General features: G+C 33.4%; 20 protein-coding genes. All 20 read left to right on the top strand.

Annotated elements, in window-relative coordinates; translation table 11 throughout:
- The 20 genes from atpA (at position 1) to JHL15_RS13870 (ending at position 20,320) form a co-directional block, all read left to right on the top strand.
- Complete coding sequence (atpA, locus tag JHL15_RS13965; protein ID WP_200246684.1) at positions 1 to 1,578, top strand: F0F1 ATP synthase subunit alpha; 1,578 nt, start codon at positions 1 to 3, stop codon at positions 1,576 to 1,578.
- Positions 1,579 to 1,664: 86 nt separating this feature from the next.
- Positions 1,665 to 2,528, top strand: coding sequence for an ATP synthase F1 subunit gamma (atpG, locus tag JHL15_RS13960; RefSeq protein ID WP_200246682.1), 864 nt, complete (start codon positions 1,665 to 1,667; stop codon positions 2,526 to 2,528).
- Positions 2,529 to 2,632: 104 nt separating this feature from the next.
- Positions 2,633 to 3,991, top strand: coding sequence for a hemolysin family protein (locus JHL15_RS13955; RefSeq protein ID WP_200246680.1), 1,359 nt, complete (start codon positions 2,633 to 2,635; stop codon positions 3,989 to 3,991).
- A gap of 13 nt (positions 3,992 to 4,004) precedes the next feature.
- Complete coding sequence (locus JHL15_RS13950; RefSeq protein ID WP_200246678.1) at positions 4,005 to 4,310, top strand: ATP-dependent Clp protease adaptor ClpS; 306 nt, start codon at positions 4,005 to 4,007, stop codon at positions 4,308 to 4,310.
- Positions 4,311 to 4,454: 144 nt separating this feature from the next.
- Entirely contained in the window at positions 4,455 to 6,293 is a 1,839-nt protein-coding gene (locus JHL15_RS13945) for a T9SS type A sorting domain-containing protein (RefSeq protein WP_200246676.1), read from the top strand.
- 132 nt (positions 6,294 to 6,425) lie between these two features.
- Positions 6,426 to 7,040, top strand: coding sequence for a uridine kinase (udk, locus tag JHL15_RS13940; protein ID WP_072406162.1), 615 nt, complete (start codon positions 6,426 to 6,428; stop codon positions 7,038 to 7,040).
- Between the two features lies 1 nt (position 7,041).
- Complete coding sequence (locus JHL15_RS13935; RefSeq protein WP_200246674.1) at positions 7,042 to 7,395, top strand: FtsB family cell division protein; 354 nt, start codon at positions 7,042 to 7,044, stop codon at positions 7,393 to 7,395.
- Between the two features lie 46 nt (positions 7,396 to 7,441).
- Entirely contained in the window at positions 7,442 to 8,605 is a 1,164-nt protein-coding gene (locus JHL15_RS13930) for a methylmalonyl-CoA mutase family protein (protein WP_200246672.1), read from the top strand.
- The gene (locus JHL15_RS13925) at positions 8,605 to 9,045 is read left to right on the top strand and encodes a DinB family protein (RefSeq protein ID WP_200246670.1); all 441 of its coding nucleotides are present in this window, start codon (positions 8,605 to 8,607) and stop codon (positions 9,043 to 9,045) included. Before JHL15_RS13930 ends, JHL15_RS13925 begins: the two co-directional genes overlap by 1 nt.
- Before the next feature lie 82 nt (positions 9,046 to 9,127).
- On the top strand, positions 9,128 to 9,511 hold the full coding sequence (locus JHL15_RS13920; protein ID WP_200246668.1) for a GxxExxY protein: 384 nt from the start codon (positions 9,128 to 9,130) through the stop codon (positions 9,509 to 9,511).
- Between the two features lie 111 nt (positions 9,512 to 9,622).
- Positions 9,623 to 10,693 carry a class I SAM-dependent methyltransferase gene (locus JHL15_RS13915; RefSeq protein ID WP_234047775.1) on the top strand — a complete coding sequence of 357 codons (1,071 nt, stop codon included), beginning with the start codon at positions 9,623 to 9,625 and terminating at the stop codon, positions 10,691 to 10,693.
- Between the two features lie 138 nt (positions 10,694 to 10,831).
- On the top strand, positions 10,832 to 11,107 hold the full coding sequence (locus JHL15_RS13910; protein ID WP_200246666.1) for a hypothetical protein: 276 nt from the start codon (positions 10,832 to 10,834) through the stop codon (positions 11,105 to 11,107).
- A 166-nt stretch (positions 11,108 to 11,273) separates the two neighbouring features.
- Positions 11,274 to 12,653 (top strand): dipeptidase, encoded by a 1,380-nt coding sequence (locus JHL15_RS13905; RefSeq protein ID WP_200246664.1) that lies wholly within the window; start codon positions 11,274 to 11,276, stop codon positions 12,651 to 12,653.
- Between the two features lie 296 nt (positions 12,654 to 12,949).
- Positions 12,950 to 13,966, top strand: a complete 1,017-nt coding sequence (locus JHL15_RS13900; protein ID WP_200246662.1) for a T9SS type A sorting domain-containing protein — start codon at positions 12,950 to 12,952, stop codon at positions 13,964 to 13,966.
- Between the two features lie 534 nt (positions 13,967 to 14,500).
- The gene (locus JHL15_RS13895; RefSeq protein WP_200246660.1) at positions 14,501 to 15,532 is read left to right on the top strand and encodes a T9SS type A sorting domain-containing protein; all 1,032 of its coding nucleotides are present in this window, start codon (positions 14,501 to 14,503) and stop codon (positions 15,530 to 15,532) included.
- Between the two features lie 79 nt (positions 15,533 to 15,611).
- Entirely contained in the window at positions 15,612 to 16,319 is a 708-nt protein-coding gene (locus JHL15_RS13890) for an SDR family oxidoreductase (protein ID WP_200246658.1), read from the top strand.
- A gap of 150 nt (positions 16,320 to 16,469) precedes the next feature.
- Positions 16,470 to 17,216 (top strand): electron transfer flavoprotein subunit beta/FixA family protein, encoded by a 747-nt coding sequence (locus tag JHL15_RS13885; RefSeq protein ID WP_200246656.1) that lies wholly within the window; start codon positions 16,470 to 16,472, stop codon positions 17,214 to 17,216.
- Positions 17,217 to 17,259: 43 nt separating this feature from the next.
- Complete coding sequence (locus JHL15_RS13880; RefSeq protein WP_200246654.1) at positions 17,260 to 18,207, top strand: electron transfer flavoprotein subunit alpha/FixB family protein; 948 nt, start codon at positions 17,260 to 17,262, stop codon at positions 18,205 to 18,207.
- A 108-nt stretch (positions 18,208 to 18,315) separates the two neighbouring features.
- Positions 18,316 to 18,915 carry a bifunctional nuclease family protein gene (locus JHL15_RS13875; protein WP_034685183.1) on the top strand — a complete coding sequence of 200 codons (600 nt, stop codon included), beginning with the start codon at positions 18,316 to 18,318 and terminating at the stop codon, positions 18,913 to 18,915.
- Between the two features lie 22 nt (positions 18,916 to 18,937).
- Positions 18,938 to 20,320, top strand: coding sequence for a nucleoside permease (locus JHL15_RS13870; protein ID WP_200246652.1), 1,383 nt, complete (start codon positions 18,938 to 18,940; stop codon positions 20,318 to 20,320).
- Positions 20,321 to 20,336 lie beyond the last annotated feature (16 nt).

The following is a 20,336-nucleotide window of genomic DNA, read 5'->3' as shown; positions in this document are numbered from 1 at the left end:
ATGGCAGAAATAAATCCGGCAGAAGTATCTGCGATCTTAAAACAGCAATTGGCCAACTTCGATACTCAATCAAACGTTGAGGAAGTAGGTACAGTTTTAACCATCGGTGATGGTATTGCTCGTGTATACGGGTTAGAAAACGTACAATACGGAGAGTTGGTTAAATTTTCTAGTGATGTAGAAGGTATTGTACTAAACCTTGAAGAAGACAACGTAGGTGTTGCTCTTTTGGGAGAAAGTAAATTAGTTAGAGAAGGAGATACAGTAAGAAGAACAAATAGAATTTCTTCTATTAAAGTAGGAGAAGGAATGTTAGGAAGAGTAGTAGATACTCTTGGTAATCCAATCGATGGTAAAGGTCCTATTACTGGGGATTTATATGAAATGCCATTGGAAAGAAAAGCGCCTGGAGTTATCTTCAGACAACCAGTAACAGAACCTTTACAAACAGGTATTGTTGCGATTGACTCTATGATTCCTGTAGGAAGAGGTCAAAGAGAGCTTATCATTGGTGACAGACAAACAGGTAAAACGACTGTTGCTATTGATACGATCATCAACCAAAAAGAATTTTTTGATGCAGGAAAACCTGTATATTGTATATATGTTGCAATCGGGCAAAAAGCTTCTACAGTAGCTCAAATCGTTAAAACTCTTTCTGATAAAGGAGCTTTAGCTTATACTGTAATTGTTGCTGCTAATGCATCAGATCCAGTTCCAATGCAGGTGTATTCTGCTATGGCAGGTGCTTCTATTGGAGAGTACTTCAGAGACACTGGTAGACCAGCTCTTATCGTTTATGATGATTTATCTAAACAAGCTGTTGCTTACCGTGAGCTTTCTCTTCTATTGAGAAGACCACCGGGACGTGAGGCTTATCCTGGAGACGTTTTCTATCTTCACTCAAGATTATTGGAAAGAGCTGCAAAAGTAATTGCGGATGATAACATCGCAAGCCAGATGAATGACTTACCTGAGTCTTTAAAGCCTTTAGTAAAAGGTGGTGGTTCATTAACTGCACTTCCAATCATTGAAACTCAGGCTGGTGACGTTTCTGCATATATTCCAACTAACGTAATTTCAATTACAGACGGACAGATTTTCTTGGAATCTGACCTATTCAACTCTGGGGTTCGTCCTGCGATCAACGTAGGGATCTCTGTATCGAGAGTAGGAGGTAACGCACAGATCAAATCAATGAAAAAAGTTTCTGGTACATTAAAACTTGACCAGGCTCAATATAAAGAATTAGAAGCATTTGCTAAATTCGGTTCTGACCTTGATGCATCTACTTTAGCTGTAATCTCTAAAGGGGAAAGAAACGTGGAGCTTCTTAAGCAACCAGTTAACTCTCCACTTCCAGTGGATAGCCAGGTAGCAATGATCTATGCAGGTACTGAGAACTTATTAAGAAATGTTCCTATCAGAAAAGTAAAAGAATTCCAAACGGAATATATCGCTTTCTTAAGATCTAAGCACCCTGAAACTATGGCTGCAATTAAATCTGGAAAAATCGATAACGAAATTACAGACGTTCTTAAGCAAGCTGCTAACGATTTAGCTTCTAAATATAATTAAAAAATTAGTTGATGGTTTTTGGTTGATAGTTGACAGAAATTTCTCAAACTAGCAACCAACAACCGACAACCAACAACTAACCCAATATGGCAAACTTAAAAGAAATACGAGGAAGAATCAGTTCAATTTCATCTACGATGCAAATTACACGTGCTATGAAAATGGTTTCTGCTGCGAAACTAAAAAAAGCACAGGATGCAATCGTGATGTTAAGACCTTATTCTGAAAAACTACAAGAAATCATCCAGAATGTAAATTCTAGTTCAGATCCTGATCAGGTTTCTATTTATGCTCAAAAAAGAGAGGTTAAGAGAGTTCTTTTTATCGCTGTTACTTCAAACAGAGGTCTTGCAGGTGCTTTTAACTCGTCTATTGTAAAAGAGCTTAACAATCAGTTTCAGAATAATTCTCAATACGATATTGAAGTTCTTACAATCGGTAAAAAAGCATATGATGCTGTGAGAAGAAGCCGTACTGTATATGCTAATGAAAGTGCCGTTTTTGATAATCTAAACTTTGATGCTGTTTCTAACCTTACAGAAGGAGTAATGGATAGCTTCAAAGAAGGAAAGTTTGATGAGATTTATCTGATTTATAATAAATTCATCAATGCAGCTACTCAAGAAGTAACTAAAGAGCAGCTTCTTCCAATCTTGATGCCTGAAACTACAGAACCTCAAGTAGAAACAGATTATATTTTTGAGCCGAACAAGAATGAAATTTTGGATAATTTGATTCCAAAATCTATTAAAACTCAGGTTTTCAAAGCTGTTTTGGATTCAGTGGCATCTGAACACGGTGCGAGAATGACTGCAATGCATAAAGCAACAGACAATGCTCAGGCTTTGAAGAATGATTTAGTAATCTTCTATAACAAAGCAAGACAGGCTGCTATTACGAACGAGATCTTAGAGATCGTTTCCGGAGCAGAAGCTTTGAAAAATTCGTAAGAAAAATATTCAATAAAATACTCAAGCATCGATATACTCGATGCTTTTTTTGTTATTTTTATTTTATATATCTTTGTAAAAATAAATTTTATATAAATTTCTAAATGGACTCGGACATAGTCAGGCTTTTGTTAGCCTTGTTTCTTGTATTACTTAATGGCTTTTTTGTAGCCGCTGAATTTTCAATTGTTAAAGTTCGTTACTCGCAAATTCAAATAAAAGCCGCAGAAGGTGACTCTATGGCTAAGCAAGCAGAACACATCATAAAACATCTTGATGAGTATTTATCTGCAACACAATTAGGAATTACATTAGCTTCCCTTGCTTTGGGTTGGGTAGGAGAAAGCGCCCTGCATCATATTGTTGAGAATATTTTTGTATCAATTAATTTTGAATTGAGTGCTGCTTCAATTACTTCAATATCTTTAATTATCAGTTTTGTTCTCATTACTATTATGCATATTGTATTTGGAGAGCTTATCCCTAAATCAATTGCTATTAGGAAATCTGAGGCAACAACTATGGCTACTGCGGTTCCTTTGAGAATTTTCTATACTATTTTTAAACCATTTATCTGGTTAATGAATTCGATGTCTAACGGAGTCTTAAGGTTGATGAAAATTCACCCTGCGTCAGAACAGGAGATTCACTCAACGGAAGAGCTTCAGCTTTTGGTAAAGCAAAGTGCTGATAGTGGAGAGATTGAAGAAGAGAACTACGAGATCATTAAAAATGCATTTGATTTTACGGATCATTCTGCAAAACAGATCATGGTTCCAAGACAAAATATTACATCAATAGATTTTGAAGAAGATATAAGTGATATTATCAACAAAATAATGGATAGTGGATACTCGAGAATTCCGGTGTACATCAATTCCATTGATAATGTGATAGGTATCCTTTATACAAAAGAAATCATCAGAGAATTTGTTAAGCGAAAAGGCGAATTAAATCATGATGATCTAAAAACCTTGATGCGTGATGCATTTTTCGTAGTTGGAAGTAAGAAGATCTCGGATCTCCTGAAGATTTTCCAGCAAAAGAAACAGCATTTAGCCATCGTTATTGATGAATTTGGTGGTACTGAAGGGATCATCACATTAGAAGATATCCTTGAAGAGTTGGTAGGAGAGATTCAGGATGAAGAAGATGATGAAGATAAGATTGTAGATAAAATCGGAGATAATATTTATTGGGTACAGGCTACTCAGCCTTTAGAAGAAATCAATGAGTTTTTGCCTAAGAAACTTGCTCCTTCAGAAGAAAGTGAATACAATACTCTGGCAGGTTTTATTTTGCATGCTTTAGAGGATATTCCTGTAGAGAATCAAGAGTTTGACCTCGAAAATTATCATTTTAAGATCTTAAAAATGAATAATAAGAGTGTTGAACTTGTTGAATTGGTCTATCAGGGACCCAATGTAATTAGTGATTTAGCCGATAAATTAGGAGAAGTTTAAATAAATTTTCAAGATGATTTTTTATAACAGCATAAAAGATTACGAAAATCCCAAACGACAATATGAAGAAGAAGTTCTTGTATTGGATGAGACGGATGATGTCTATAAGTTGATCGTACATAACGATGATGTTCACACTTTTGATTATGTGATCGATAGTTTGGTAGAAATCTGTAAGCATACATTAGAACAAGCTGAACAGTGCACTATTTTGATTCATTATAAGGGTAAATGTACCGTAAAAACAGGCTCGATGGAAGTATTGAAGCCAATGCATGAAAAATTAATTTCCAGGGAATTAACAAGTGAAATAGTATAAAACAAAAAGCCGAACAGAATGTCCGGCTTTTTTTTATGATATTTTTAAAACTATTTAATTTTTTATTAAATTTTTGTTAAAATTGTGATTTCTAATTCAATAATCTTTATTATTTTAGTAAAACACAAACTTAAAAAATATCTTATGAAATTAAAAATTAGTTCTTTGGTTTTTGGTTGCTTACTGACATGCTCTGGGTTAGCAGCTCAAGAATCTTCTTTAGAAGCCTCTGCAAAAAAATGGATCAATGAAAACTCCACAAGTCTAGGAATTAAAGCTGACCAACTGACACTCAATTTTGTGAAAAAAGGAAGCTCTGGAGAAACATTGCGCTTTCAGCAGTTCGTAAAAGATGTACCTGTTTTTCAATCTGAAATTTTAGTTCATTTCAATAAGGAAGGTAAAATTACCTACACTTCTAGTGAGAATCTAAAAAAGAATATTGAGGAAATAAATACAATCCCTTCTCTTAAGGCTTCTGAAGCTCTTCAAAAAGCACATATTGCTTCAAAAACAAAAGGTAGAATTACTCTTGAAGAAAATAAACTTTTTGTTTATTCTACAAAAGCCGGTGAAACTAAACTGGTGTACAGAGTACTTACTAGTTCTCATGATAATCCTGGAAGTTGGGAAACAATTGTAGATGCGCAAAATGGAAATGTAATCAGTACAGAAGATATTGCATTCTATCATCACGACAAAGATGAAACAAAACCAGGGAAAAAAAATACAAAAAAAGAAATAAGCGCTAAAAAAGCTTTCGTAGCAGGTTCCGGATACATTTTTAACCCGGATCCCCTTTCTAAAATGCAGGTTGCTTATGGAGGACAGTATGTAGATGGAAATGATACTACTAATGCCAGCCTGGATGCTGCAAGAACATTGGTGACAATTCCTGAAGTAGATGTTGTTGCAGGTGTATACAAACTAAAGGGTTCTTATGCCGAAATTAAAGAATTAGAAACACCATCTACAGGCTTATTTACTCAGGCGACAAACCAATTCCTATTTAATAGAAATGATCAGGGATTTGAGGCTGTAAATGCATATTGGCATATAGATAATAGTTTGCGATATATCAATGAAACATTGAACATTGTATGTAAACCATTAACTAACGAAGGCATATTGTGGTATGATCCACACGGAGTAGATGGGGATGATAATTCTTATTACAGTAATGGAAGGTTGGTCTTCGGAGAAGGCTGCGTAGATGATGCTGAAGATGCAGACGTTATCTTACATGAACTTGGACACGGAGTACACGATTGGTTAACTAATGGCAATCTATCTCAAGTTCAGGGATTAAGTGAGGGGTGTGGTGATTATTGGGCGCAATCATATAGCAGAAGCCTTAATCAATGGCCTTCATCTGCACCACAATACAACTGGATGTTCAGTTGGGATGGACATAATACTTGCTGGGCAGGAAGAATTACAAATTATACTGTTCTTTACCCAGGAACAGGTGCTATTCACACAAGAGGGCAAATATGGGCATCCGCTCTGATGAGAATCTATGACCAGATAGGTAGAGCAAAAACCGATAGAGCATTCCTGGAAGGACTATCTATGACGGGAGCGAGTACTAATCAAGAACAAGCGGCTACTGCCGTTAGACAGGCTGCTATTGATATGCTTGGGCAATTTGGATTTACTTGTGGAGATATCAATATTATGACCCAAGAATTTACTGCTGCTGGATATACTTTACCTGCTTATAATTGTCAGTTAAGTGTTGACGAAGTTTCTAAAAAAGAAATTGTTGCTATTTATCCAAATCCGGTACATGATGTATTGAATATTTCTTTAAAAGTAAATAAAGAAGAAAAGGTAGAAATCTACAACATGGAAGGAAGAAAAGTTTTGGATGCTACTATTAAAAATGGTAAAAATGCAATAAATGTTACGAATCTTTCAACGGGTGATTATATCCTGAATATAAAAGAAATCAATTTATCAACTAAATTTATAAAAAAATAAGATTTAAAAATCTATAGTAAAAACCGGCACTATATTGCCGGTTTTTTTATTGCGGAAATTACCTGTCTATTAGTTTACTTGCATTCAAGTAAAATAGTATATTTGTACCAACTATATAGAAACCCAAATAGAATGCTTGTAATAGGAATTGCAGGAGGAACAGGATCCGGCAAAACTACAGTTGTTGATAAAATACTTCAACAGCTTGATATCGAAGGAATGAACATCCTTTCTCAGGATAATTATTATCATGATAACCATAATCTTACATTGACTGAGCGGGAAGCTTTAAATTATGATCATCCCAAGTCTATAGATTTTGAATTGATGTTGAAACATGTGAAAGCTTTAAAAAATAACGAGCCTATTGAACAGCCAATTTATAGCTTTGTCACTCATTCCAGAACCGGAGATCACGTTACTGTAGAACCTAAAAATGTATTGGTAGTAGAGGGAATTTTAGTTCTTACTAATAAAGAGTTATTGAAAGAATTTGATTTGAAAGTTTTTGTTCACGCAGATTCTGACGAAAGGTTAATCAGGAGAATTAGAAGAGATACCCAAGAAAGAGGAAGAGATTTAAGCGAAGTTTTACACCGCTATCAAACTACTTTAAAGCCAATGCATCAGGAATTTATTGAACCTTCAAAAAATGAGGCGGATCTAATCATCCCCAACATGAAGCAGAATTCCGTAGCGATTGATTTTTTAACTACTGTTATAAAGAACTCGTTGAGAAAACACTAAAATGGCAAATAAATTAATTAAAGACATACAACCAAAATCGGAAGTTGTAAAAATGCTTCAGAAATATATCATAAACAGATATTTTATTACCATTTGTCTGTTTCTGGTCTGGATGATTTTCTTTGATAAGACCTCATTTTTGGTAATTAATGAACTTAATGGTGAAATCAGTAAATATCAGGAACAATTGCAGTATTATAAAACGGAATATGAAAAAAATGATACGTTTTATAAAAAGCTAATGAACAACAAATCTGAAAAAGAAAAATACGCTAGAGAAAATTATTTTATGAAAAAGCCGGATGAAGAGATCTTTATTCTGGTGGTGGATAGTACCAATATTCCAAAGAAATAAAATTCATAATTTATTACTCTTAATTCAATTCATAACTTTCAACTCAATGTCGAATACAAATATCCTTCCTGACTGGGAAAATTTAGTCAAAAAGCAACTTAAAACAGAAGATATTTACACCATTCTGAAAAAAGAAAACTTGGAAGGGATAGTTGTAAGACCTTTCTATAATTCTGTACAAAAACCTTTGGTAAATCTTCCCAGAGTTGAAGAGAGTACCCATTTGGTGGCTGGATATCATGAAAGCCTTGAAGATGATGTTTTTGCTTTTCTTTTAGATCAAAACGTAGAAAATCTGGAAGGGAAAACTATTTTTATTAATAATAAAGATCTTGCAGAACATATCAGTCCAAAAGATGAAGATCAATATTTTTCATTAATCGATGTCTTTGATGAAAAACAAGGAAAGATTAATGAACAACTCGTTAAAGAATTATTGGCCAAGGACTTTAGAAGAAATATTTGTATCGATGTATCGCTTCATCAAAATGCTGGTGCTGCAATTTATCAACAATTAGGAATTGCTTTAGCTAAAACTAAGGAACTTGTTGAGATTTTTGGGGCTGAAATTTTAAATAAATTAATTTTCAAATTAGCGATTGGAGGAAATTATTTTTTCGAAATGGCTAAAGTAAGAGCATTCAAATTGGTTTTTAATCAGCTTTCAAAAGAATATAATTTAAATGACATTCCTTATATTTTTGCTGAAACTTCTTTAAGAAATAAGGCTGTTTCAGATAGTGAAAATAATCTTATTCGATCTACATTGGAGCTTGCTTCTGCTATGATTGGGGGAGCAGATGCCGTATATACCAATAATTATCTTATTAAAGGAAGTACAGAAAATTCGCAGGAAATCTCTTTCAAACAGCAGATTGTATTAGCGTATGAAAGTATAATTAATGTTTTTGAAGACGCTACTAACGGGAGCTATTATGTAGAAGATTTAACGCATCAGATTGCAGAAAAATCCTGGGCATTATTTTTAGAAATAGAAGATGAAGGAGGGTATTTAGAGTTGCTTAAACAGGGGATTGTTCAGAAAAAAATTTATAACCAGGCTGTCAGAGAGCAAAAATGGGTTGAAGAAGGTAAAATTAAACTGATAGGAGTAAATCTTTATCCCAAATTAGAAGTTAAAAGATCTATTGAAGAGCTTTACGACGAGAAAGAGATAAAAGCAGTACGTTGGGCAGAAATGTTTGAGTAATGAATGAAAAGTTAATTGATCTGTTTGAATATACCCATCACTACAATCGGGAAATCATTAAGCTTATCGCTGATCAGATTTTGAAAGTGGATGAAAAGACTATATCCTTGATCAATCATACGATAAATGCTCAACAGATCTGGAATTCCAGAATATTAGGAGAACAACCTTTTGAAGTCTGGCAGATTAACACATTTGATGATTTGCAGGAAATTAATCATCACAATTTTATGATAAGTACTCAGATTGTTCAGAATTTTAATTTAGATAACAGAATAGGTTATCAGAATTCAAAAGGAACAAAGTTTGAAAACAGTATTTTTGAAATGCTTTTCCACATAATAAACCATTCCACCTATCACCGGGGACAGATCAATTCCCTATTAAAACAAAATGGTATTGAACCATTATTGACAGATTATATTTTTTACAAAAGATAATGTTATTGTTGTAAATCTTGTTCCCCACAGATTTCACAAATAACACAGACATGTAGGTTACTACATATATTATTTTACACAAATGAATGAAAATGAAATCAGCTTTTATGTCAGGAAATCTATATTTTCTGTATATAATGAGCTTGGACCAGGCTTATTAGAGAAGGTTTATGAAAAAGCATTAGTTCATGAACTAGAGAATAATGGTTTGCATACTGAAACACAAGTTCATATTCCAATAAAATATAAAGATATTTTTATTGAAACAAGTTTCATTGCTGATATAATTGTTGAAAACAAAGTGATTATCGAAATAAAGTCTATTCAGGAAATTAATAATGTTCATCATAAACAGCTATTAACCTATTTGAAACTGACTGGCTTTAAATTAGGAATATTAATTAATTTTAATACCGATTATATTGCTAAAAGTATAATTAGGAAAATAAATGGAATTATTGATTAATATTTTTTAAAATCTGTGTTATTTGTGAAATCTGTGGGATATAAAATACTAAATCAAGACGTTCAAAATTTCATCACTGCAAATCTAGATAAGGATTTACATACTTTATTATTGAAAAAATCTCCCTTTCCGGAAGTTACTATGCAGGAGATTGTTCAGCAAATAAAAGGAAAACAGGTTGCTCATAAAAAATTCCCTTTTTTACTACAAGAAGGAATTATTTTCCCTCCACAACTCAATCTTGAACAGTCGTCTTCTGAAAAGACAGCAGTTTATAAATCATCATTTTTAAAGGGAAAGAGATTTATTGATCTTACCTGTGGCTTTGGAATAGATGCCTATTATCTGTCTCAAAATTTTGAAGAAATAACACTTATAGAACAGAATACAGATCTTTTAAAAATTGTTGAGCATAATTGGACTGTCTTAGGAAAAAGGGCAGAATTTATTAATGTAAAGCTTGAAGACTTCCTTAATAAAAATAAAGAGAATTTTGATGTGATCTATCTGGATCCAGCCAGAAGGGATAGCAGTAAAAATAAAGTTTTTCTTTTAGAAGATTTATCACCTGATATTCTGGAAATTCAGGATCATTTACTTTCTATTTCAAATGAAATTGTCATAAAGCTTTCACCATTAATTGACTTGAAATATTTAGTTTTTGTTTTAAAAAATGTTTCCAAAATTGCCATCATTGCAGTAAAAAATGATGTGAAAGAGGTTGTTGTTTACTTGTCTCATGAAGATCCTGGGAAAGTTATATGTCATTCAGTTAATTTGGAAAGTGGTGAATCTGATTTTATATTTCAGTTTGGTGAAGAAGAAAATGCCCATTCTGAATATACTGAGCCAGAAAGGTTTATTTATTTACCCAATAACTCTATTTTAAAAGCAGGTACATTTAATCTCATTTCTGAAAGGTTTGGTGTACAAAAGCTTCATCCCAATACACATATTTATACTTCAAAAGAAAAAGTGGAAAATTTTCCAGGAAGAATTATTGAAATGGAAGTAATTGAAAATAAACAAATTAAAAAGAAAGAACAATACAATATCATTTCCAAAAACTATCCTTTGAAACCTGATGAAATTAAAAAGAAATATGGTATAAAAGATGGCGGAGAAAGATACCTTATTTTTACACAGTCCAAAAAAGGCAAAATTATTTTAAAATCAATATAAAAATGTTGCCAAAAGATGCAAGATTTCTTAATTTTGGGCAATCTAAAATTTGAGCATGAAATCGCAGACTATTTAGATGATTCAGAATAGACTAAATAGTACGATTCCATATGACCTTTAAAAAAATAAATTTTACATATGAAAAAATTAATTATATGTTTAGCCATTGCAAGTGTAGCGGTAAGCTGTAAAAAAATACAGGCAGGAGGAAATAAGAATACTTTGAAACTTGAAGAAGGAGCAGAAAGATATTCTGATGATGTACAAGGAGGCGGAGAAGCACATGGTCATGAGGCAGCAGCAGAACACAAAGAAGATGTTGTAGCTGAAAAACATGAAACTGAAGCTCCAAAAACAGATAGTGCAGCTGCTAAAAAACCTGCAGAAGCTGAGAAAGCTAAAGCTGAACACTAATTATTAGTAAAAAATATAAAAATGTCTTACATCATTGTAAGACATTTTTGTTTTTAAACCCGATCATTACTTAATTTCAAACAAATATCAGTCTGTCGGAAAATTCTTTCTTTTTGCTTGCCCCTGCAGACCATTTTTTTTAATTTTAACAAAACAATTTTTTACAATGCAAGAGACATTAAATTACATCAACGAAAACAAACAACGTTTCGTAGATGAATTATTTGAGTTATTAAGAATTCCTTCTATTTCAGCAGATCCTGCGTATAAAGATGATGTATTAAAATGTGCAGAGGTTTGTGCGACACATCTTAAAAATGCAGGAGCAGATAATGTGGAAGTATGCAAAACAAATGGTAACCCTATCGTTTTTGGAGAGAAAATTTTAGATAAAAACCTACCTACGGTTTTGGTATATGGACATTATGATGTTCAACCTGCGGATCCACTAGAGTTATGGAAAAAGCCACCTTTTGAGCCCTATATAGAGAAAACGGAACTACATCCTGATGGTGCTATTTTTGCAAGAGGTTCTGCAGACGATAAAGGACAGTTTTTTATGCATTTGAAAGCATTTGAGGCGATGATGAAAACTAATGCTCTTCCTTGTAATGTTAAGTTTATTTTAGAAGGTGAGGAAGAAGTAGGATCAGTAAGTTTAGGAGATTTTGTTAATGAAAATAAAGAGAAATTATCTTGTGACTGTATTTTAATTTCTGATACTCATATTTATAGTAATGAACAGCCAACTGTAACTACTGGTTTAAGAGGATTGAGTTATGTAGAAGTAGAAGTGGAAGGACCAAACAGAGATTTACACTCCGGATTGTATGGAGGAGCTGTTCCTAATCCTATTCATGTTCTTTCAAGAATGATCGCAAAATTAATTGATGAAGATGGACATATTACAATTGATGGGTTTTACGATAATGTAGATGTTGTTTCAGATGAAGAAAGAGCTGAAATGAATAAGTTAAAGGATAATCCTGATGAGTTTAAAAAAGCAATTGGACTTAGTAATATAGAAGGTGAAAAGGGATATACAACTTTAGAAAGAACATCTATTCGCCCGACTTTAGATTGTAATGGAATTTGGGGTGGTTATACAGGTGAAGGAGCAAAAACTGTTATTCCTTCAAAAGCATTTGCAAAAATTTCAATGCGCTTAGTTCCGTATCAGACTCCGGAAGAGATTACAGAAAAATTCACAAAATATTTCGAGAAAATTGCTCCAGATACTGTAAAAGTAAAAGTTACACCACATCATGGAGGTATGCCATATGTTTTACCAACTGATACTAAAGAATTCTCTGCGGCAAAACAAGCTATGGAATCTGCCTTCGGAAAAGAGGTCTTACCATACAGAGGTGGGGGAAGTATTCCAATTACATCAATGTTTGAGAAGGTTTTAGGTGCGAAATCTGTTTTAATGGGATTTGGTTTAGATTCGGACGCGATTCATTCTCCCAATGAACATTATGGATTGTTTAATTTCTATAAAGGAATTGAGAGTATTCCATTATTTTTCGAAAACTATTCAAAGTAATACATATATTTACTAAAGTAAGTAATAACTAAAGCAATAAAATTTCTAGAAAAGGAATACTTAAGAGTATTTCTTTTTTTTATGAAGCTATTTTTAACAAAATAAGTTATTATGCTTTATTTTATTCATTATAATTGTTTTTTTATAGATGGTATATTTATATCACTTAATAGTGTAATAATTATTGATTTAATTGTTTATTTCATTGATTGTTATTGATTATTTATTTTCTTGATTAAAATTTTTTTTAATCAAGAAAATAAAATATCTTTACGTAGTTAATAAAAAATTATATCATGAAGAAAGTTTTACTATTTGGCGTACTTGTTACGTCATTCATTTCCATTTCAGCTCAAGTTTTGGAATCCGATAATTACAATGCCTATACTTTAGGAAATGTAGCAACTGCTACTGATGGTACTACAGTGGGACAAGGTGGAATGTATTTATCTAGTGGTACAGCAGCCAATTATCAAATTGTTACAGGTGATGCAACACATGGAAAATATCTACAAGTAACAGGAGGAAGTGACGGAACTGGTGCTTCCCAACGTTCGGTTTTTAAGAGTGGATTAGATGCAGCATGGGCAACCAGAACTGCAGGAAATAATATTATTAAAGGTAGTTTTGAAGTTTATACAGGAACATCAACTAATCAGCATGCATCTGGAATGGTCGTTTATGGTGATACAGATGGGATTGTTGGAATTAGATATAACTCACAAACTAAGCTTATTAATGGAATGGCTTATTTAGATGTTCCTGGACAAAGTGGTTTTTATAATATTACTGGTATTTCTACTACAACCTATCCAGCTAATACTTGGGTTTCATTAGGATTCAGTTATAATAAAACTACGGGTGCTATTACTTACCAAGTTGGTAGTGCAGCGCCTATTACACTAGCTGTAAATGGAGCTACAACTGTGGGTGGTTTTGATCCTTTTGAACTAGATGTTTTAAGTAGTCCTACTAGAACTTCAGCGACGTCTCCAGCAAATACAGGCCCTACAACTTTTGGTATAGATAATTACTCTGTATGGGCTTCAAATAATAGTACATTAGGAACATCTGATATTAAAAATACAAAATCTGCAATTATTGCAATTGGACCTAATCCAACTGCTGATTACCTTAATATTCTCACAGATCTTAAAATCAATAACCTTGAAGTATTTGATATTTCAGGAAGAAAACTTCCTGTTACCTTACAAGGAAATAAAGTAGACGTTAAAAATCTTAATCCTGGAAGCTATATTCTAACTTTTGAAACCAAAGAAGGAAAAACAACTGAGAAATTTATTAAAAAATAAATTATATTTTAAATCTTAGATATATATAGCGCTCCAATTGGAGCGCTTTTTTTTGTTCTATAGAATTTGAATGAATAGTAAAGTTAAAAACAAATTGTCTGTATAACAAACAGAGTTAAACGTGTGGTTTTTTTAAAAATTTTTGTAATTAAAGAAGGAATGTGTAAAATGTCAATCTTTTCAATTTTGATATGTATTGTTCTTACGTATGGTATTTGCTATTAAAAAATACCTAAAATCAAGTAGAAATATTTACTGCTTTTCAAGTATTGGTAATCTCTTAATACCCAAATAGCTTTGTAGCTCTTATATGAGCTAGTTATAGAATTAAACAATTATAAATAGTTCTTTCAAAAAAAAGAATGATTGAATAAAGGATTGTGATTTAATTCATTGTTTATGTTTTGTGTTTTTTTATTTCATAGGCAACCATTTTGTGTTTTTGTTGTCTTATTAATAAAGACGATTCATAAAAAGAATTTTATTCTAATAAATGAGTGGTATTGATTGTAATATTAATTAAAAATTATATTTATGAAAAGAGTTTTATCAGTTAGTGCATTTTTATTTGTCGTATGTCAGACATTAAATGCCCAATCGCTACAAAGCGATAATTTTAACTCCTATGTCATAGGAAATGTTGGAGTAAGCATTACCCCAGGCTCTCCAAGTGTTCCAGCCACAGGGCAAGGTGGCTTTCGTACAGATTTTGCAGGAGGAGCTAATACAGACGCACAGATTGTAAATATTGATGCTTCTCATGGCAAATCTTTACAGCTAATGGGAAGTGCGAATGCAACAGACCAAAAATATATGTGGAAGGATGGGTTACCAGCTGCATGGGCTGCAAGAACACCAGGAAATGATATTATTTCATTGGAATTTAACCTATATACGGGAAGCGTCACAGGTGGTGTAGCGAGAGGAACTGTGATGGTTTACGATCAAACAACCCATAAAACGTTGCTTGGAGTAGGATATGAATACGCTACACAAAGAGTTATAGGGATAGCATATTACAAGAATACAACAACAGGGGTAACCGGGAATATTCTATTTTATTTAGAGCCTAATACCTATACTTATCCTGCTAATACATGGATTACATTAAAGGGTACATTTAATAAAACTACAGGAGAGGTTACGTGGACGGGCCCAGGAGGTGTGGTTCGTACTCCACCAGCAACGTATTTACCAGCTGCCGCGGGTGTAGATCCTTATGAAATGGATTTTACTTCAATAGTTGGTACGGGAAATACGGTAGCCCATATCACTTCTTTTGACAATTATACGCTAACCGCAACAAATAACGCAGTGTTAGGTACAAGAGAGGCTGCGGTGGAAGAAAATGATATTTCAGTTTATCCTAATCCTGCAACTGATTTTATTACAGTACAATCAAAGTCACAGGTTACTAAAGTTGAAGTTTTTGATACGGCTGGAAGAAGTATAGATGTTAAACTTGATCGTGATAAAGTAGATGTAAAGAATCTTCTTCCGGGAACATATATCCTCAATATTGAAACCAAAGGAGATGTTTTTTCTAAAAAATTCATTAAAAAATAGATTACTGATAAATCTTTGTACATATAAAACGCTTCAATTGAAGCGTTTTATTTATTTTAGAGAAATTAAAGTAAAACGTATGATTGAAAATAAAGTAGCCTATATAACAGGAGGAACCAAAGGGATTGGTTTTGGAATTGCTAAGATTTTACTGGAAAATGGAGTGTCAGTTGCTTTTTCAGGGAGAAAGAGAGAGGATGTAATGGCAGCTGAGAAAGAATTGTTACAATATTCCAATCAGGTTTTGGGAATTGTTTCTGACGTAAGAAGTCTTGAAAGTGAAGAAGAGGCTATTAAATATATTGTAGAAAAATTCGGAAAATTAGATTTCGTTATTGCGAATGCCGGATTAGCTGTATTTAAGCCTGTGGATGAGTTAACTTCCGAAGAGTGGAATACTATGATAGAAACTAATTTAACTGGTGTTTTTTATACGTTAAAAGCATCGGTAGGTGAGTTGAAGAAAACAGAAGGTTATTACATTACGATTTCAAGTCTGGCGGGTGCTAACTTCTTTGAAAACGGGACAGGTTATAATGCTTCGAAATTTGGAGTGGTAGGCTTTACACAAGCAGCCATGATTGACTTGAGAAAATACAACATTAAAGCAACAGTGATTATGCCAGGATCTGTAGCAACAAACTTCAATGGAAATGTGGTTTCTGAAAAGGATGAATGGAAAATTCAACCTGAAGATATGGGGAATTTGGTATTGGATATTTTGAAAATGAATCCAAGGGTTTTACCGAGTAAGATAGAGTTTAGGGCGACAAAACCAGCTAAGTAAATACATTTAATGTATTGAATAATAAAATCATAAGTATTATGCATGCATAATATATTTTTTATTTATATTTACAGAAATTAATCAAACAAAATCTCTGCGTAATCGTGTAAAACGTTTATGCAATAAAAAGAGAAAAATAAAATAGTACACATGAAAATATTAGTTTGTATTAGTAGTGTTCCGGATACTACTTCCAAAATTAACTTTACAGCAGATAAATCTGCTTTCGACAAAAATGGAATTCAATGGGTAATTAATCCATTAGATGAATTTGCGTTAACAAAAGCGGTTAAACTTCAGGAGTCTCAAGGAGCTACAGTTACAGTAATTAATGTAGGAGATACTGCTACAGAGCCTGTAATAAGAAAAGCATTAGCAATTGGTGCAAATGATGCGGTAAGAGTAAACCTTGAGCCAAAAGATAGTTATTCTACAGCGAAAGAGATTGCAGCTGTTGCTCAGAATGGAGGATATGATCTTATCCTTTGTGGTAAAGAATCTATTGATTATAATGGAGGTTCTGTGCCTGGAATGGTAGCTCAGTTATTAAATCAGCCATTTGTAAATGCATCTGTAGGTTTAGATGTAAACGGAAGTGAAGCGACTGCTGTAAGAGAAATTGAAGGAGGTAAAGAAACTATTTCTGTAAAGCTTCCTGCTGTTATTGCGGGTCAAAAAGGATTGGTAGATGAAAAGGATTTGATTATTCCTAATATGAGAGGGATCATGTCTGCAAGAACAAAACCTTTACAAGTTGTTGAGCCTACTTCTTCAGAAGTAAAAGTTCAGGGAGTTTCTTATGACAGCGTTCCTCCAAGAGCTGCTGTGAAAATGGTTTCTCCTGATAATCTGGATGAATTGGTAAGATTACTTCATGAAGAGGCTAAAGTAATATAATCTCTTTCAATCATTAAATTTTTTAATCTTTAAATTTAAAAAAATGGCAGTATTCGTATACGCAGAAAATATAAATGGAGTTTACAAAAAAGCAGCCTTAGAAGCAGTTTCTTATGCTAAGGCAGTAGCTGATCAAGCTGGTGATACCGTTACCGCAATCTCTGTAAACCCTACTGATTCTTCAGATTTATTATACAAATATGGAGCATCAAATGTTATTAATATTAAGGATGAAGGCCTTAAGAACTTTTCAGCAAAAGCATTTGCACAAGCAGTAAGTGAAGTAGCTGATGGAAATATTATTGTTTTCCCACATACTACAGACGCTTCTTCTGTAGCACCGATGTTGGCTGTAATGAAGAACTATTCTTTGATTACAAACGTATTGGCTGCTCCTGAGAGTCTTTCTCCATTCCAGGTGAAAAGAAGAGCGTTTTCAGGAAAAGGATTTATGCATGCTAAAGCTGAAGGAACGGGAGTGATCATTACTGTTTCTCAAAATGCTTTTGGTGTTAAAGAAAATGCAGTTTCCGGTTCTGAAGAAGTAAAAAATCTATCTGTAGTTAATGAAGATACTAAAGTAGTTTCTCACGAACAAAGCTCTGGTAAATTAGATCTTAAGGAAGCTGAAGTGGTAGTTTCTGCTGGTAGAGGAATGAAAGGTCCTGAAAACTGGGGAATGATTGAAGATTTAGCTAACGTTCTGGGAGCTGCTACAGCTTGTTCTAAGCCAGTTTCTGATATCGGTTGGAGACCTCATACAGAACACGTAGGACAGACTGGTAAAGCGATTTCACCTAATCTTTACATTGCAGTAGGTATTTCGGGGGCAATTCAGCATTTAGCTGGAGTAAACTCTTCTAAAACTATTGTTGTAATTAACAGTGATCCTGAAGCTCCTTTCTTCAAATCTGCTGATTATGGAGTAGTAGGAGATGCTTTCCAGATTATTCCTGCACTAACAGAGAAAATTAAAGCTATTAAAGGATAAAATTTAGTTTTATAACAAATAAAAAAATAAAAGTTCGGGCTTATCCGAGCTTTTATTTTTGTCTAAAAAGTAAAACCTACAATAAAAAATTAATTTATCTTTGTAGTTATGGATTATAAACAGCTAATTATTCGAGGAATATCGTACAGCCAGACCCAATCAGGGGCGTACGCTTTGTTATTGGAACATGAAGAAACACACATAAAATTACCTGTTGTTATAGGAAATTTCGAAGCCCAATCCATTTCTCTTGGTCTGGAGAAAGATATTCACCCGCCACGTCCTCTTACACACGATTTATTTACAAAATTTATAGTTTCAGCGAATTATGAATTAGTTTCGGTCATTATTTATCAGATCGTAGATGGAGTTTTCTTTTCAAATATCAACTTCAAAAATAAAGTAACAGAAGAAGAATTGATTTTGGATGCCAGAACTTCTGATGCTGTTGCTATGGCAGTACGATTTGATGCACCTATTTTTACAACTCAACAAGTCTTAAATGAAGCAGGAATCCTTTTAGAATTGGAAGATGTTTCCAAAGAAGAACAATCATTTTCTGAAACCGTTCAGACAGAAGATAATTTAAGATCTCTTTCTATGGAAGAGCTTCAGAAATTATTGGAGGATGCCGTAAAAGAAGAAGACTATGATACTGCCTTGGAGATTCAGGAAGAAATCAAAAGGAGGAAAAAGAAAATTGACTAAAAGAGATATTTATAATTAAACTATGAATTTAAAATTACGACTTACCATCCTCAGCTTTCTGCAGTTTTTTGTTTGGGGAGCATGGCTGATTACGATGGCTAATTTTTGGTTCGGCACAAAACATTGGGAAGGGGCTCAGTTTGGAGCCGTTTTCGGCACAATGGGGATTGCTTCTATATTTATGCCTACCATTACAGGAATTATAGCCGACCGATGGGTTAATGCGGAACGTATATTTTCGGCTTTGCAAATTCTTTACGGTATTGTTTTATTTATTTTACCACATACAGGAGACCCTAATTCTTTCTTTTATGTAATGCTTGCTGCTATGTGTTTTTATATGCCCACAATTGCTCTGGCCAACTCTATTTCCTACACTATATTAAAGAATAGTAATCTGGATGTCGTAAAAGATTTTCCTCCTATTCGTGTATGGGGAACAATTGGCTTTATTGTAGCAATGTGGATTACTAACCTTACGGGAAATAAAGCTACGGAAGGACAATTTTATATTGGTGGAGTTGTAGCTATTTTTCTGGGGATCTATGCATTGACTTTACCAAAATGTCCACCGCAGAAATTAATTGATAAAAATGCGCCTTTGTCAGAACAGCTGGGTTTGAATGCATTTAAACTTTTTGCGAACTATAAAATAGCATTGTTCTTTTTATTCTCGATGCTTTTGGGGGCTGCGTTACAATTAACAAATGCATATGGTGATGTTTTCCTAAGCGAGTTTGCCCATTTTCCAAAATATGCAGATTCTTTTGTAGTACAGAGATCAACTATTATTATGTCGATCTCCCAGGTTTCAGAAACTCTATTTATTCTTGCCATTCCTTTCTTTTTGAAAAAATTTGGAATTAAAAAAGTGATGCTGATGTCGATGTTAGCATGGGTTTTAAGGTTTGGATTTTTTGCATATGGTGTTCCGGACGGATATGGATTAGCTTTAATCATTCTTTCCTGTATTGTCTACGGAATGGCATTTGATTTCTTTAATATCTCTGGTTCTCTTTTTGTGGAAACAACGACAGACAAGAAGGTTCGTTCTTCTGCGCAAGGTCTGTTTATGATGATGACGAATGGTTTTGGAGCTGTTTTTGGAAGTTATATGGCTGGTTGGGCTATTGATAAGTTCTTCACGCGTAAATTTACTAATGCTTCAGATTTATCTGCCTACTTAGAAACAACACCAGATAATCCGACTTTTTTAGGAATTCTTAAGAACTCTTTTAATGCAGCCGTAAATTCTGACGGAACTTTATCTTCCATTGTAATGGTAAAAGATTGGCAACAGATCTGGTTGTCTTTTGCAGCTTATGCATTGATACTTGCCATATTGTTTGCTCTTTTGTTTAAACATAAGCATGATCCTAAAGAACTTGCGAATGTAAATCATTAACTTTATTTATCATATT

The sequence above is a fragment of the Chryseobacterium paridis genome, assembly GCF_016595215.1.
Taxonomy (GTDB): domain Bacteria; phylum Bacteroidota; class Bacteroidia; order Flavobacteriales; family Weeksellaceae; genus Chryseobacterium; species Chryseobacterium paridis.
Note: the sequence above shows the minus strand (reverse complement) of the source record. Positions and strands in the feature narration are given on the sequence as shown.

Bases quoted from the DNA above. Each gene is read 5' to 3' on its own strand.
- atpA (WP_200246684.1), top strand. From the start codon at position 1: ATGGCAGAAATAAATCCGGCAGAAGTATCTGCGATCTTAAAACAGCAA.
- atpG (WP_200246682.1), top strand. From the start codon at position 1,665: ATGGCAAACTTAAAAGAAATACGAGGAAGAATCAGTTCAATTTCATCT.
- JHL15_RS13955 (WP_200246680.1), top strand. From the start codon at position 2,633: ATGGACTCGGACATAGTCAGGCTTTTGTTAGCCTTGTTTCTTGTATTA.
- JHL15_RS13950 (WP_200246678.1), top strand. From the start codon at position 4,005: ATGATTTTTTATAACAGCATAAAAGATTACGAAAATCCCAAACGACAA.
- JHL15_RS13945 (WP_200246676.1), top strand. From the start codon at position 4,455: ATGAAATTAAAAATTAGTTCTTTGGTTTTTGGTTGCTTACTGACATGC.
- udk (WP_072406162.1), top strand. From the start codon at position 6,426: ATGCTTGTAATAGGAATTGCAGGAGGAACAGGATCCGGCAAAACTACA.
- JHL15_RS13935 (WP_200246674.1), top strand. From the start codon at position 7,042: ATGGCAAATAAATTAATTAAAGACATACAACCAAAATCGGAAGTTGTA.
- JHL15_RS13930 (WP_200246672.1), top strand. From the start codon at position 7,442: ATGTCGAATACAAATATCCTTCCTGACTGGGAAAATTTAGTCAAAAAG.
- JHL15_RS13925 (WP_200246670.1), top strand. From the start codon at position 8,605: ATGAATGAAAAGTTAATTGATCTGTTTGAATATACCCATCACTACAAT.
- JHL15_RS13920 (WP_200246668.1), top strand. From the start codon at position 9,128: ATGAATGAAAATGAAATCAGCTTTTATGTCAGGAAATCTATATTTTCT.
- JHL15_RS13910 (WP_200246666.1), top strand. From the start codon at position 10,832: ATGAAAAAATTAATTATATGTTTAGCCATTGCAAGTGTAGCGGTAAGC.
- JHL15_RS13905 (WP_200246664.1), top strand. From the start codon at position 11,274: ATGCAAGAGACATTAAATTACATCAACGAAAACAAACAACGTTTCGTA.
- JHL15_RS13900 (WP_200246662.1), top strand. From the start codon at position 12,950: ATGAAGAAAGTTTTACTATTTGGCGTACTTGTTACGTCATTCATTTCC.
- JHL15_RS13895 (WP_200246660.1), top strand. From the start codon at position 14,501: ATGAAAAGAGTTTTATCAGTTAGTGCATTTTTATTTGTCGTATGTCAG.
- JHL15_RS13890 (WP_200246658.1), top strand. From the start codon at position 15,612: ATGATTGAAAATAAAGTAGCCTATATAACAGGAGGAACCAAAGGGATT.
- JHL15_RS13885 (WP_200246656.1), top strand. From the start codon at position 16,470: ATGAAAATATTAGTTTGTATTAGTAGTGTTCCGGATACTACTTCCAAA.
- JHL15_RS13880 (WP_200246654.1), top strand. From the start codon at position 17,260: ATGGCAGTATTCGTATACGCAGAAAATATAAATGGAGTTTACAAAAAA.
- JHL15_RS13875 (WP_034685183.1), top strand. From the start codon at position 18,316: ATGGATTATAAACAGCTAATTATTCGAGGAATATCGTACAGCCAGACC.
- JHL15_RS13870 (WP_200246652.1), top strand. From the start codon at position 18,938: ATGAATTTAAAATTACGACTTACCATCCTCAGCTTTCTGCAGTTTTTT.